A 13,271-nucleotide genomic window follows, 5' to 3' on the forward strand; every position below is an offset into this window, starting at 1 on the left:
GGCTCAGGCGCTCTGTCGAACGGGCGCTGCCTTGTCGCGGGCCCAGGTGCGGCAGGCGGCACCGAAGGCCTCGAACAGCGGGCGCGAGACCGGGTCGCTCGCCGCGTCCCATTCCGGGTGCCACTGCACCGAAAGCGTGAAGCCAGGCGCACCTTCGACGTAGATCGCCTCGGGCGTGCCGTCGGGGGCGCGGCCGTCGATGACGATGCGCTTGCCTGCGTCCTTGATGCCCTGTCCGTGCAGCGTGTTGGTCATGACTTCGGGCGCCCCGAAGAGGCGGTGGAAGACCCCGCCCTCGGTGAGGGACACCTTGTGGCGCAGGGCGAACTTCTCTTCCAGCGTTCCGTCCGGGGGCATGCGGTGGTTCATGCTGCCCGGCAGGTCGCGGATTTCCGGGTAGAGCGTGCCGCCCATGGCGACGTTGACCTCCTGGAAGCCGCGGCAGATGCCGAAGACCGGCTGGCCGCGTTCGACGCAGGCGCGCACCAGCGGCAGGGCGATGGCGTCGCGGGCGCGGTCGTGGGCGCCGTGCGCCTCGGTCCAGGTCTCGCCGTATTCCTCGGGGTGCACGTTGGGCCGGCCGCCGGTCAGCAGGAAGCCGTCGCAGGATTCGAGCAGTTCATCCACCGAGACCAGCCGCGGATCGGCGGGCACCAGCAGCGGCAGGCAATCGGAGACCTGCGACACCGCCTCAGAGTTCATCGCGCCGCCCGCGTGGGCGGAATACTCCTCGTTGATGAGGTGATGGTTGCCGATGATACCGACGACGGGGCGGGTCATGGGGTCTGCTCCTGTTCTTCGAGACCCAATCTAGGACAGAACGCTGCGCGGAAAAAGGTGGACGGGCGCGCAGTGTACCTGCGCGGGGCCACAGGCGCCCGATTCGAGGGCAGAAATCAGGCCAGAGCGGTCAAGCCGGCCGCCGCGATGCCGGCCTCGGCAGCCGCCGCGTCGTGGTCGGAGGTGTCACCGGTCACGCCGACGGCGCCGATCGTGACCCCCTGCCCGTCCTGCACCAGCACGCCACCGGGGACCGGGATCAGCTGGCCGCCGAAGGCGCCGTTGGCCGCGCCCATGAAATAGGCCTGCGACTCGGCCCGGGCCATCTGGGCGGAGCCGGGCATGCCGAGCATGACCGCGCCGTAGGCCTTGCCGTGGGCGATCTGGAAGCGGCCGGGGCTCGCGCCATCCTCGCGCTCGAAGGCGAGGATGTTGCCGCCGGCGTCCAGGACGACCACCGAGAGGGGCTTCAGCTCGAGCGAGCGGCCCTTGGCGCGGGTCTCGGCGATGATGGTGCGGGCGGTTTCGAGGGTCAGGGTCATGGGGCTGTCAGCTCCTTGTTTGGTGTGGCGATCAATCGGGCGTTCGGGGTGTCCCGGGCCGGGACGCTTTCCGGGGTCTTTCGGATCAATGGCTTAGCCGGTTGCGTTAACCAAAATTTCAGGATGTCCCGCGTCGGGCGGCAGGGTCCGCGGCGCCGCACCACGCTCAAACCCGGGTGCCAGCGCGCGCCATGCGCCAGGAGGTCAGCGCGGACCCTGCGTTTCTTCTCGCCCCAAATACCTTGGGGGGCGGCCCGCAGGGCCGCGGGGCAAAGCCCCAGAGGCGCGCGCGCAGCGCGCGCCCCCAGGCGCCCCGCCAAAGGCGGGGCGCAAGACCTCAACCCTGCGCCTTGAGTTCCAGGCGACGGGCGTGAAGCACCGGCTCGGTGTAGCCGGCGGGTTGTTCGCGGCCCTTGAAGACAAGGTCGCAGGCCCCCTTGAAGGCCACCGTGTCGAAGCCCGGCGCCATGGGACGGTAGGAGGGATCGCCTTCGTTCTGGCGGTCCACCACCTCGGCCATGCGCTTCATCGTGGCCATGACCTCGTCCTCCGAGACCACGCCGTGGTGCAGCCAGTTGGCGAGATGCTGCGAGGAAATGCGGCAGGTGGCGCGGTCTTCCATGAGGCCCACGTCGTGGATGTCGGGCACCTTGGAGCAGCCCACGCCCTGGTCGACCCAGCGCACCACGTAGCCGAGGATGCCTTGCGCGTTGTTCTCGATCTCCTCGCGGATCTCGTCCTCGGGCCAGTTGGTGCCCTCGGCCACCGGCACGGTCAGAAGGTCCTCGAGTGAGGCGCGCGGACCGCCCGCGGCGATCTCGGCCTGGCGTTCGAGCACGTCGACCTCGTGGTAGTGCAGCGCGTGCAGGGTGGCGGCGGTGGGCGACGGAACCCAGGCGCAGTTGGCGCCCGCCTTGGGGTGGCCAATCTTGGCCTTGAGCATGTCGGCCATGAGATCGGGCATGGCCCACATGCCCTTGCCGATCTGGGCCTTGCCGCGCAGCCCGCAGGCGAGGCCGATGTCGACGTTGCGATCCTCGTAGGCGGAAATCCAGGCGGTGCCCTTCATGGTGCCCTTGCGGACCATGGGACCGGCTTCCATGGCAGTGTGCATCTCGTCGCCGGTGCGGTCGAGGAAGCCGGTGTTGATGAAGGCCACGCGGTGCTTCGCGGCGCGGATGCACTCCTTGAGGTTGGCCGAGGTGCGGCGTTCCTCGTCCATGATGCCGAGCTTCACGGTGTACTTCGGCAGGCCGAGTGCCTCTTCCACGAAGGAGAAGATCTCGTCCGCGAAGGCCACTTCGGCGGGGCCGTGCATCTTGGGCTTCACCACATAGACCGAGCCCTCGGTCGAGTTGCGCGGGCCTTGGGTCTTCTTCAGGTCGTGGATGGCGCAGAGGGTCGTGACCATCGCGTCCATGAGGCCCTCGTAGATCTCGGAGCCGTCCTTGAGCAGGATCGCCGGGTTGGTCATCAGGTGGCCGACGTTGCGCACCAGCATGAGCGAGCGGCCCTTGAGCGTGACCTCGCCCCCATCCGGCGCGGTGCAGACCCGGTCGGGGTTGAGCGCGCGGGTGACGGTCTTGCCGCCCTTCTCGAAGCGCTCCTGCAGGTCGCCCTTCATGAGGCCGAGCCAGTTGGTGTAGGCGAGCGTCTTGTCCTCGCCATCGACGCAGGCGACGGAGTCCTCGCAGTCCATGATGGCTGAGACGGCCGCTTCCATCAGCACGTCGGCGAGACCCGCCGGGTCGTCCTTGCCGATGAAGTGTTCGCGGTCGATGACCAGCTCGACGTGCAGGCCGTTGTTGGTCAGCACCACGGCCTCGGGGTCGGTGCGGTCGCCGCGATAGCCGACGAACTGCTCGGGCTTTTCAAGCGGATGGCCGTCGACCTTGAGGGTATCGCCATCGACGACGAAGCGCGTGGCCTGTCCGAAGCTGCCGCCCGAGACCGGGAAGGTGGCGTCGAGGAAGGCCTTGGCGGCCTTGACCACCTCCTGCCCGCGCGCGGTGTCGAAACCGCCCGAGGGCGCCGGCGCACCGAGCGCATCGGTCCCGTAGAAGGCGTCGTAAAGGCTGCCCCAGCGGGCATTGGCGGCGTTGAGCGCGTAGCGCGCGTTGGTGATCGGCACCACGAGCTGCGGCCCCGGGGTGGTGGCGAACTCGGGGTCGGTGTTCATCGTCTCGATCTGGAAATCCTCGCCCTCGGGGACGAGGTAGCCCAGTTCGGAGAGGAAGCCCTTGTAGGCCTCCATGTCGGTGATCTTGCCGGGGTGCGCCTTGTGCCAGGCGTCGAGTTCGGACTGCATGCGGTCGCGCGTCGCCAGCAGTTCGGCATTGCGGGGGCCGAAGTCGTGGGCGAGCGTGGAGAGCGCCTGCCAGAAGGTCTCGGCACTGATGTTCGTGCCCGGAAGGGCCTTGTCCTCGATGAAGTCGGCCAGGATCGGGTCGACGGAAAGGTCGCTTCGGGTAACGCGGGTGCTCATATGGACGACTCCGGACAAGTTTATCGGTTGGGCACAGGTCTAGGCAAGTTTCCGATCGGAAACAAGTGTGGTCATATTACTTTACCAATTCAGGCCAAGCCCGTCACCCTGCCCGCCTCAGGCGGCCACGGCCTCGGCCTGCTGGCGGGTCCATAGCGCGGCGTAGCGGCCGCCGCGGCCGAGCAACCCGTCGTGGGTGCCTTCCTCGACCACCTCGCCGTCCTGCAGGACGACGATGCGGTCGGCGTCGGCGATGGTCGAGAGCCGGTGCGCGATGGTGATGACCGTGCGCCCCTGCCCTGCGCGGCGGAGGGCTTCCTGGATCTCGGCCTCGGTTTCGCTGTCGAGCGCGCTGGTGGCCTCGTCGAGCAGCAGAATCGGCGGGTCCTTGAGCAGCGTGCGGGCGATGCCGACGCGCTGCTTTTCCCCGCCCGAGAGCTTGAGGCCCCGCTCGCCCACCTGCGTGTCGTAGCCTTGTGGCAGCCCCGCGATGAAATCGTGGATCTGCGCGGCGCGGGCGGCTTCTTCGATGTCGTGCTGGGTGGCGCCCTCGCGACCGTAGGCGATGTTGTAGCGGATGGTGTCGTTGAAGAGCACCGTGTCCTGCGGGACGACGCCGATGGCGGCGTGCAGGCTGTCCTGGGTCACGTCGCGGATGTCCTGTCCGTCGATGCGGATCGCGCCGCCGGAGACGTCGTAGAAGCGAAAGAGCAGCCGGCCGATGGTGCTTTTGCCCGAGCCGGTGGGACCGACGAGGGCCAGCGTCTCGCCCGCGCCGACAGCAAGCGAGACGCCCTTGAGGATCTGGCGGTCGGGGTCGTAGCCGAAGCGTATTTCGTCGAGGGAGACTTCGCCGCGGGTGACCCGAAGGGCGGTGGCGCCGGGCTTGTCGGAGACGTCGAGCGGCTGTTCGAGCAGGTCGAACATCTCGCCCATGTCGACGAGCGCCTGCCGGATCTCGCGGTAGACGGTGCCGAGGAAGTTCAGCGGCATGGTGATCTGGATCATGTAGGCGTTGACCATGACGAAATCGCCGACGGTCATGGCACCCGACTGCACGCCCATGGCGGCCATGGTCATGACGATCACCAACCCGGTGGTGATGATGAGCTGCTGGCCGAAGTTCAGCAGCGCGAGCGAGGTGGCGGTGCGTACCGCGGCGGCCTCGTAGCCCTTCATGGCGCCATCGTAGCGGAGGGCCTCGCGCCGTTCGGCGCCGAAATACTTGACCGTCTCGAAGTTGAGGAGGCTGTCGATGGCCTTCTGGTTGGCGTCGGTGTCCTGGCGGTTCATCTCGCGCCGCAGCTTCACCCGCCATTCCGTGACCTTGAAGGTATAGGCGACGTAGATGCCGACGGTGCCCGCGACGACGACGAGGTACCAGATGTCGAAGGCTAGCGCGAGGATCACGCCGATGATCGTCAGTTCGAGGATCAGCGGGCCGATGGAAAAGAGCAGGAAGCGCAGGAGGAATTCGACCCCCTTCACGCCGCGCTCGATGATGCGGCTGAGCCCGCCGGTCTTGCGGGTCAGGTGGTAGCGCAGCGAGAGGCGGTGGATGTGGGTGAAGGTTTCGAGCGCGATGGTGCGCAACGCCCGCTGGCCGACGCGGGCGAAGACGGCGTCGCGCAGCTGCTGAAAGCCCCCCGACATGAGCCGCGACAGGCCATAGGCCACGGTGAGGCCCACGGCCCCTAGCAGGAGGTCCGATGCCTCCCCCGAGAGGGTGTCGACGGCGTACTTGTAGAGCAGAGGCGTCAGCGCGGCGATGAGCTTGGCAAGGCCGAGGAACGCAAGCGCGATCACCACGCGACGCTTTACCCAGGTCTGGCCTTCGGGCCAGAGATAGGGGCCGACCTTTCGGATCGTCCGGAGGCCCGAGCGGCGTTCCTGCTCGGCGGAGGGATCAGCGAAGTCGGGCGGCATGGGCACAGGTCATCAAATGCATCCCCGCCAGATAGGCGCAGACGCGGCCCTTGGCCAGTACCGGACTGCACGGAGGTCGGCGGCGTGTCTCGCGAGACCGCTCCGAAGGGTGGTCTTCGGCACCCTTTTCCGGGTCAGGCCTTCGCCTCTTCCTCGCGTTCGGCCTCGGCATTATCGGCGGCCCAGGCCCCCGCCGCCTCGACCGCGACGGCGGAACTCGAGGGCAGGACGTTGAGGTAGCTTTCGGTCTCGTCGACCGGGGGTGCGGCCCGCTGCGTCATCCGGTAGAGGGCATAGAGCGCGATTGCCGCGAACGTGCCCCCGAGGAAGACCCAGAAGCCGTAGGGCCCGAGCCCCTCCATCGCCCAGCCGGTGGCGAGCGGTCCCGCGATCGCGCCCAGCCCGAAGGTGAAGACGAGCCCGCCGGAGGCCGCGGGCATGTCCTCGGCCGAGAGCGCGTCGTTGGTGAAGGCCAGCAGCAGCGCGTAGAGCGGCGTCGTGACGCCGCCCGCGACAAAGGCCGCGGCCATGAGGGCCCAGAGGCTGCCCCCTGTCATCCATCCCACGACGCAGGCCCCTGCCCCGAGCGCCGCCGATCCGAAGATCAGCCGGCGACGGTCCATCTGGTCCGAAAGCCAGCCGATCGGGTATTGCAGCACCAGCGCACCGGCGAAGAGCATGGCGACGAAAAGCGCGATCTGGCTGGCGGTGAGGCCGATCTGCGTTCCGAAGACCGCCCCCATGCCCGATTGCGTGGCGTAGACGCTGCCGAGCAGGAAGATCCCCACGGTGCCGAGCGGCGAGCCGCGGAAGAGCGCGGCAAGCGCCATGGGCCGGGCGACCTCGACCGTGGGCACGGGCGTGATCGACAGAAGGATCGGCGCGAAGGACACCGAGACGAGGATCGAGGCACCGATGAAGAGTACCGAGGTCGCCGCGTCGCCCAGCGTGAGCAGGCCCTGCGCGCCGATGATCCCCAGCGTCTGCGCGATCATGTAGGCCGAGAGGATCTTACCGCGGGTCTCGTTCGTGGCGGAGTGATTCAGCCAGCTTTCGGCGGTGACGTAGACGCCCGACATGCAAAAACCCACGAGCACGCGCAGCAGTGTCCAGGCCCAGGGTTCGGCCACCAGCGGGAAGGCGATGAGCCCCGCCGACATGAAGCTGCCGAGGGCGGCGAAGACACGGACGTGCCCGACGCGCCGGATCAGCAGCGGCGAGACGCGGGCGCCCGAGAGGAAGCCGATGAAGTAGCCCGAGGTGACCACGGCGAGCTCGGCCGAGGAGAAGCCCTCGATCCCGCCGCGCAGGCCGATCAGGGTGAAATGCATGCCGTTGCCCAGCATGATGAGAACGATGCCGAGCAGCAGCGCCCAGACGCCGGTCAGAACATGGATCATGATGCGCGCTTTCACCGGATGGGGTCCCGGGCCAGCCTTTGCGCATGCGCGTCGGATTTGCGCGCGCGCCTGCGGCATTTGCCCCCGGCTTTGCGACGCGCGGCCGAGGTATCTGGCCGTTGGGTCTTTGGCGAATGTCGCTGCCCCCTCACCCTGCCCCTCTCGCCGAGCGGAGAGGGGAAGCGTTGCGCGGGCGGCGAGGTGGGGTCCTGCGACCTATTCGCCCTCGGGGAGGGAGAAGACCTGGCCGGGGTAGATGAGGTCGGGGTCGCGGATCTGGTCGGTGTTGGCCTGGTAGACGCGGACGTATTCGATGCCCTCGCCGTAGCGGTCGCGGGAGATCGCCCAGAGCGTGTCGCCCGGCTGCACGGTGACGGCGGTGACCGGCCCCTGCCGGCCCTGCGTGGCCGTGGCGAGGATCTCGCGCGCCTCGCGCTGGAAGGGGCTTTCGACGCGGGCGGTGACCGCGCCGCTTTCGTCCAGCTGGTCCACGCGGAGCGTGTAGGTGCCGGCGCCGACCTGCGGCAGTTCGACCCGCCAGCCGCCGTCCTCGCGGATGCGGGAGGTCGTGACGGGCGTGTTGTCGAGATAGATGCGCAGGAAGGCCGACCGCAGGCCACGTCCGGTGAGGAACACCTCGCCCTCGGCGTCGTAGCCCACCGCGTCGAGCGCGATCTCGGAAGGGCCCAAGGGTGAGGATGGCAGCACCTCGACCCCGGCGGGGCCGGACACGAGAACCGTGGGCTCTCCAGTCCGGTCGGGCGCGGTGGTGCCCTGCGGCGGTTGCGCACCTGGCTGGGCATCGCTGGCCAGCGCGATCTCGGCCGGAGTCCCTGCCCCGGGGGCGCTGCCTTCGCGTGGGGTGGCGCTGGTGTCGGGCGTGGGAGGCAGCCCCTCTGCCGGAGTGGGCGCGGTGCCGGCGGCCTGCGGACCGGCGGGCGCGGCGGCCGTTGCGGGGCCGGGCGCCCCGTCACGCTGTGGGGCGCCAGCGAGGGCCAGTTGCTCGCCCTCCGCGGCTGCGGGGCGGTCGCCCGGCTGCGAGACGCGCGGCGCCGGGGTGGCCCCTTCGGCCAGGGTCGGGTCGGAGGGCGCCGCGGCGGGATCTGCAAGGCCCGAGGCCGCGCCTGTCAGGGTGGCGCTGCCGGTGGTGCCCGGCGCCTGCGGCGCGCTGCCGGCCTGGGGGGCCGAGGCCACCCGGGGCGCGGCGGGGGCGATGATGATCTCGTCCCGCGACGTGCTGCGGTCCGCGCCCTCGCCGGTGGCGAGGGTGAGCACGCGGGCAAGCCCCTCGGGCGTCAGGTCCGTGAAGAGGACGAAGGTGCCGTCGCTGCCGGCTGTCGCGGTTTCCGTCTCGGTCCCGTCGACGAGCAGCGTGACCTCGCTGCCCGGCACGGCGGAGCCGGCGACGACCGTGGTGCCGTCGGGATCGGCGCGGACGAGATCGAAGCGCGGCAGGAAATTATCCTGGGCGGTTTCAGCTGGGGACCGGCTGGTTTCCGAGACGCTGGCCCCGGTGCCCGGCTGGAGGGGGGCAAGGGCGCGGCTGTCGGGATCGGGGCGCGCGGGGCCGCGGTCGGTGGTGCCGGAGACGACGGCGGCGGCGCTCTCGACGGGTTGCGCCTCGGACGCGGTGTCTGGCTGCGGCGCAGCCGCCGTGGCGCTGGCCTGCTGTTCCCCGGCCTCCTGCGGTGTGCTGCCCGGAGAGAGGTCGATCCAGCCGGAATTCACGGCCAGCACGGTCGCGCTGGCGAGGACCGCCGCTCCGAAACCTGCCTGGACCGCAGCCTTGCCCATGATGTCTACCTGTTCCCCCTCGCGATGCCCGGCTTTCCGCCGACGCGGAGAAAGCCCTTGACACCTGATCATGCCCCTATAGCAACCGCGCTATCACCGGTCAAAATCAGTTTTACAAGTCTTCAGGAGGCGTATCCCGTATGCAGCGTTCCATTTGTGTCTATTGCGGATCGCGCGACGGGGCAGACCCCGTCTTTGTCGAGCAGGCCGAGAGCCTTGGCGCGATGATCGCCGAGGAGGGCTGGCGGCTGGTCTACGGTGCGGGCGACGTGGGGCTGATGGGCCGGATCGCGCGGGCAGCGCAGGCGGCGGGTGCCGATACCTTCGGCGTGATACCGCAGCACCTGCTCGACCGCGAGGTGGGCAAGCGCGACCTGACCCGGTTCGTGGTCACCGAGACCATGCACGAGCGCAAGAAGGTCATGGTGATGAATGCCGACGCCATCGTGGTGATGCCCGGCGGGCCCGGATCGCTGGACGAGTTCTTCGAGGTGCTCACCTGGCGCCAGCTCGGTCTGCACGACAAGCCCATCGTCCTGCTGGACGCGGGTGGCTACTGGGCGCCGCTGCGGGCGCTGCTGATGCATGTCGTGGAACAGGGCTTTGCCGAGCAGTCGCTGCTCGACATGGTTCAGACCGGCGGTTCGGCGGCCGAGGTCACCGACATCCTGCGACGCGCCCTTTCCTGAGAGAAGGACTGCGCCGAGTAGAGCGCGAGGCCGATCCAGATCAGCCCGAAGGCGATGACGTGCCACTGGGTCAGCGGTTCGCCGAAAATGACCACCGCGCAGAAGAACTGCAGCGTCGGGTTGAGATACTGGAGCAGGCCGACGGTGGCGAGGTTCACGCGTTGGGCCGCGGCCGAGAAGAGGATCAGCGGCAGCGCCGTGATCGGCCCCGAGAAGACCAGAAGCGCCGAGGTGGCGAAATCGTCGCCAAAGATGCCACGCCCTGGCGCGACGAGGTGCAGGTAGGCCAGCCAGCCGATGGCAATCGGCGACAGCAGGATGACCTCGGCGGTGACCGAGATCTTGGCGCCGACCTTCAGGCCCTTTTTCACGTAGCCATAGAGCCCGAAGGTCGTGGCGATCATGAGAGAGACCCAGGGGGCGGTACCGAGACCCCAGGTCAGCACGATCACGGCCAGCGTGGCGAGGGCCACCGCCGCCCACTGCAGCGCCCCCAGCCTTTCGCCGTAGGCCACCACACCGATCAGCACGGCAACGAGCGGAAAGATGTAGTATCCGAGCGACGTTTCCCGCACGAGGCCGATTTGCACCGAAAAGATGAACAGGAACCAGTTTGCCGAGATCGCCAGCGCGGCACAGCCGAGAATGGCCGCCGAGCGCGGCGTTCCCAGTGCCGCACGGACTTCGGGAAGGCGGCCCTGCAGCGCCATCAGGCCGGTGTAGAAGACCATCGACCACACCATCCGGTGGGAGAGGAGTTCGAAGGGTGGAACGTGGGTCAGCAGCTTGTAGTAGAGCGGTGAGAGTCCCCAGATCATGCAGGCCGCCACCATAAGAAGTACGCCGCTTCTGCCCTGATCCATATCACACTCCCTACCGAAAAACCCCGCCTCCTTATCGGGGCGGGGTCGGAGCGGCAAGCCGGCCGCTGTTGCGCACGGGCCTGACGATCACGCGGAGGCGATGTCTTCCTTGATGCGCTGCTCGATCTTGTCGATCGGGTGGTTGGTCAGATCCTTGTCGATCTCGGCCAGTACTCGCGAGGACACTTCCTTGTGCATCTTGTCGCGTAGCTCGCCGAGGATCTTCGGCGGCGCCGCGATCACGATCTTCTCGAACTTGTTCTTGTGCGCCTGCTTGTAGAGGATGTCTGCCAGTTCATCGGCAAAGCGTTCCTTGGCAAGCTGGTGCCAGTCGGTGTCCTCCATGGCGGAGACCTGGCCGATACCGGTGTCCTGCTTGCGGCCCGGCTTGTTGGCGGACTGGTCGAAGTCGGAGGGGTTCTCCTGCTCCTCGATGCGCACCACGTTCAGGTCCGGGTTTTCGCCATCCACGTCATTGCGCAGGAACAGGGCCTTTTCGCCGTCGGCAATCAGGACCCACGCGCCATTCACCAGTTCTGCCATCACACCTTCTCCTTGTCGCCGGAATCGTCGGTATCGCCCGCGAGCGGACGGGTGCGCCCCGCATCGGTTTCGTCGTAGCGCTTCTCCTCGTCGCGGGTGCCGACCTTGCGCGGCAACTCGCCGCCGGCGCGGCCGGCCTCGTCGGGCTTAGGCTCGAGGTTTTCGGGCTTGGTTCCGAGGATGTCCTCGGTTTCGCGGTGGCCGTCTTTCGACTTCTGACGCTCGGCCATGGGGGCCTCCTTCGTGTTCGTGTTGATCTTCTTGTTGATCTGCACAAAGAACGCGCAGGGAAGGCCACTGTTCCCTGCCGGGCCCGACGTAAAGACGCGGCCCGGCGGTCCCTTGCACGCCAGGGCCTTCGGGCTGCGACCCCCCTTGCCTTTTGCCGCGAATGATCCCCTAGGTTTCACGTCTAATTCCGGGATCACTCCATCATGCTTTCGCTTTTGGGACTCGATGCGCCGGTCGTGGCGCTGGTTCTGCTTGTCGTTCTCTTCGCTGCCTTCATGGTCGAGAAATTCCCGCCGGACGTCACGGCGGCTGGCGGCGCTGCCCTTTTCATCGTGCTGGGGCTGGTGCCCACGGACGAGGTCATGGGGGTCTTTTCCAGTTCGGCCCCGATCACCATCGCCGCGATGTTCGTGGTCTCGGGGGCGCTGGTGCGGACCGGCGTGCTGGACACTCTGGCCGAGATCGTGATCGGCCGGGCCCGCACGCGGCCTGTGTTGGCCGTTGTGGTCTTCGTCTTTGCCACGATCGCGGCCTCGGCCTTCATGAACAACACGCCGGTGGTGCTGGTGCTGATCCCGGTGGTGATCCGGCTGGCCGGCAGCCTGAACCTTGCGCCGACGCGGCTGCTGATCCCGCTGTCCTATGCGGCGATCCTGGGCGGGACCTGCACGCTGATCGGCACCTCGACCAACATCCTTGTTGACGGCGTGGCGCGGGACAGCGGGCTGGAGCCTTTCTCGATCTTCGAGATCGCGCCGGTGGGCATCGCAGTTGCGCTGGTGGGCGGCGTGTCGATGACTGTGATGGCGCGCTTTCTGCTGCCCGACCGGTCGTCGGCGGGGATGAGCGATGATCGGGAGACGGATTACCTGACCGAGATCACGGTGCTTCAGGGCTATCCGCAGATCGGGCAGAGGCTGTCGCAGATCGCGGATTTCCAGCGGTCGGGTGTACGGGTGACGGGCCTGCGGCGCGGCAGCAAGATCACGCGCAAGGGGCTGGACGAGGAGGTGATCCAGCGGGGCGACACGCTGATCGTGGTGGCGCCGACGTCGGAGTTGCTGACTTTCGCCGAGCAGGAGGGCGTGCGGGTCGGCCTGCGTCGGGCGATCGATATCGACCAGAGCGCGCAGGTGCGCGTGGCCGAGGCCATCATCACCCCGTCGCGGCGCAGCTCGGGCATCCGGATCGCCGACCTTGCGCTTGGCCGGCGTGCGGGAATGCGCGTGCTGGGCGCCCACAGGCCGCAGCACATCGCCGGCGCGGACCTGTCGAGCGTGCGCCTGCGTCCCGCCGACAAGCTTCTGCTGGAAGGCACCGCCGAGGGCTTCGAGGAGCTGCGGCGCTCGGGCGACGTGGTGTCGGTCACGGAACCCGGCGGGCGGGCCTTCCGGCGCAGGCAGGCGCCTGTGGCGGTGCTGACGCTGGTGGGGATCGTGGTGCTGGCCGCGCTGGAGGTGATGCCCATCGGCATCCTCGCGCTGCTGGGCGTGGCGCTGATCCTGGTGCTGCGCTGCATCGACAACGACGAGGCCTGGGAGAGCATCGACGCCTCGATCCTGGTGCTGATCTTCTCGATGCTGATCATCGGCGCGGGCCTTGAGCATACCGGCGCGGTGGAGCTGATCGCCGAGGTGCTTCTGCCCTGGCTTGAAATGCTCTCGCCCTTCCTGTGCCTGGTCGCGGTCTACTTTGTGGGATCGCTGCTGACCGAGACCGTGACCAACAACGCGGTGGCGGTGATCTTCACGCCCATCGTGATCCAGCTTGCCACGCAGCTCGAAGTGGATCCGCGGCCCTTCGTGGTGGCGGTGATGTTCTCGGCCAGCGCGAGCTTTGCGACGCCCATCGGCTACCAGACCAACACGCTGGTCTACGGGGCGGGCAACTATCGCTTTGCCGATTTCCTGCGCATGGGCATCCCCATGAACATCATCGTCGGGGTGACGGCGGTTCTGGCGATCAGCTTCTTTTTTCCCCTCTAGAACGGGCCCTTGGCGGAACCCGACGGTTTCTCC

General features: G+C 68.1%; 11 protein-coding genes. 2 read left to right on the plus strand and 9 right to left on the minus strand.

The genetic code is table 11. The annotated features are described in order from the left end of the window. Positions 1 to 3: 3 nt before the first annotated feature. From C8N44_RS13415 to C8N44_RS13440, 6 genes are all read right to left on the minus strand, one after another. A complete protein-coding gene (locus tag C8N44_RS13415; protein ID WP_107977293.1) occupies positions 4 to 780 on the minus strand; it encodes a gamma-glutamyl-gamma-aminobutyrate hydrolase family protein in 777 nt (258 codons plus the stop codon). A 116-nt stretch (positions 781 to 896) separates the two neighbouring features. Next, positions 897 to 1,322, minus strand: coding sequence for a GlcG/HbpS family heme-binding protein (locus C8N44_RS13420; RefSeq protein ID WP_107977294.1), 426 nt, complete (start codon positions 1,320 to 1,322; stop codon positions 897 to 899). A gap of 337 nt (positions 1,323 to 1,659) precedes the next feature. Continuing rightward, positions 1,660 to 3,807: a malate synthase G gene (locus C8N44_RS13425; RefSeq protein WP_107977295.1), complete on the minus strand. Its 2,148-nt coding sequence runs from the start codon at positions 3,805 to 3,807 to the stop codon at positions 1,660 to 1,662. Positions 3,808 to 3,924: 117 nt separating this feature from the next. Then, the gene (locus tag C8N44_RS13430) at positions 3,925 to 5,733 is read right to left on the minus strand and encodes an ABCB family ABC transporter ATP-binding protein/permease (RefSeq protein WP_107977296.1); all 1,809 of its coding nucleotides are present in this window, start codon (positions 5,731 to 5,733) and stop codon (positions 3,925 to 3,927) included. Positions 5,734 to 5,867: 134 nt separating this feature from the next. Continuing rightward, positions 5,868 to 7,133: an MFS transporter gene (locus C8N44_RS13435; RefSeq protein WP_244641084.1), complete on the minus strand. Its 1,266-nt coding sequence runs from the start codon at positions 7,131 to 7,133 to the stop codon at positions 5,868 to 5,870. Between the two features lie 216 nt (positions 7,134 to 7,349). Next, positions 7,350 to 8,927 (minus strand): LysM peptidoglycan-binding domain-containing protein, encoded by a 1,578-nt coding sequence (locus C8N44_RS13440; RefSeq protein WP_107977298.1) that lies wholly within the window; start codon positions 8,925 to 8,927, stop codon positions 7,350 to 7,352. 140 nt (positions 8,928 to 9,067) lie between these two features. On the opposite strand from C8N44_RS13440, the gene C8N44_RS13445 reads away from it, so the two are divergent. Continuing rightward, positions 9,068 to 9,616 (plus strand): LOG family protein, encoded by a 549-nt coding sequence (locus C8N44_RS13445; RefSeq protein ID WP_107977299.1) that lies wholly within the window; start codon positions 9,068 to 9,070, stop codon positions 9,614 to 9,616. Here the strand turns inward: C8N44_RS13445 and rarD are convergent. The 3 genes from rarD to C8N44_RS13460 all read right to left on the minus strand — a co-directional run bounded on the left by rarD (position 9,559) and on the right by C8N44_RS13460 (position 11,252). Beyond that, entirely contained in the window at positions 9,559 to 10,479 is a 921-nt protein-coding gene (gene rarD, locus C8N44_RS13450; RefSeq protein WP_170121087.1) for an EamA family transporter RarD, read from the minus strand. The two genes, C8N44_RS13445 and rarD, sit on opposite strands and share 58 nt — an antisense overlap. A gap of 87 nt (positions 10,480 to 10,566) precedes the next feature. Beyond that, a complete protein-coding gene (locus C8N44_RS13455) occupies positions 10,567 to 11,022 on the minus strand; it encodes a host attachment family protein (protein WP_107977300.1) in 456 nt (151 codons plus the stop codon). Continuing rightward, positions 11,022 to 11,252, minus strand: coding sequence for a hypothetical protein (locus tag C8N44_RS13460; protein WP_107977317.1), 231 nt, complete (start codon positions 11,250 to 11,252; stop codon positions 11,022 to 11,024). The genes C8N44_RS13455 and C8N44_RS13460 overlap by 1 nt, the downstream gene beginning before the upstream one ends. Positions 11,253 to 11,456: 204 nt before the next feature. Here C8N44_RS13460 and C8N44_RS13465 point away from each other — a divergent pair, with 204 nt between their 5' ends. Continuing rightward, positions 11,457 to 13,238 (plus strand): SLC13 family permease, encoded by a 1,782-nt coding sequence (locus C8N44_RS13465; RefSeq protein ID WP_107977301.1) that lies wholly within the window; start codon positions 11,457 to 11,459, stop codon positions 13,236 to 13,238. Positions 13,239 to 13,271: the final 33 nt, after the last annotated feature.

This window comes from Allosediminivita pacifica, assembly GCF_003054175.1.
GTDB lineage: Bacteria > Pseudomonadota > Alphaproteobacteria > Rhodobacterales > Rhodobacteraceae > Allosediminivita > Allosediminivita pacifica.

Bases quoted from the DNA above. Each gene is read 5' to 3' on its own strand.
- C8N44_RS13415 (WP_107977293.1), bottom strand. From the start codon at position 780: ATGACCCGCCCCGTCGTCGGTATCATCGGCAACCATCACCTCATCAAC.
- C8N44_RS13420 (WP_107977294.1), bottom strand. From the start codon at position 1,322: ATGACCCTGACCCTCGAAACCGCCCGCACCATCATCGCCGAGACCCGC.
- C8N44_RS13425 (WP_107977295.1), bottom strand. From the start codon at position 3,807: ATGAGCACCCGCGTTACCCGAAGCGACCTTTCCGTCGACCCGATCCTG.
- C8N44_RS13430 (WP_107977296.1), bottom strand. From the start codon at position 5,733: ATGCCGCCCGACTTCGCTGATCCCTCCGCCGAGCAGGAACGCCGCTCG.
- C8N44_RS13435 (WP_244641084.1), bottom strand. From the start codon at position 7,133: ATGATCCATGTTCTGACCGGCGTCTGGGCGCTGCTGCTCGGCATCGTT.
- C8N44_RS13440 (WP_107977298.1), bottom strand. From the start codon at position 8,927: ATGGGCAAGGCTGCGGTCCAGGCAGGTTTCGGAGCGGCGGTCCTCGCC.
- C8N44_RS13445 (WP_107977299.1), top strand. From the start codon at position 9,068: ATGCAGCGTTCCATTTGTGTCTATTGCGGATCGCGCGACGGGGCAGAC.
- rarD (WP_170121087.1), bottom strand. From the start codon at position 10,479: ATGGATCAGGGCAGAAGCGGCGTACTTCTTATGGTGGCGGCCTGCATG.
- C8N44_RS13455 (WP_107977300.1), bottom strand. From the start codon at position 11,022: ATGGCAGAACTGGTGAATGGCGCGTGGGTCCTGATTGCCGACGGCGAA.
- C8N44_RS13460 (WP_107977317.1), bottom strand. From the start codon at position 11,252: ATGGCCGAGCGTCAGAAGTCGAAAGACGGCCACCGCGAAACCGAGGAC.
- C8N44_RS13465 (WP_107977301.1), top strand. From the start codon at position 11,457: ATGCTTTCGCTTTTGGGACTCGATGCGCCGGTCGTGGCGCTGGTTCTG.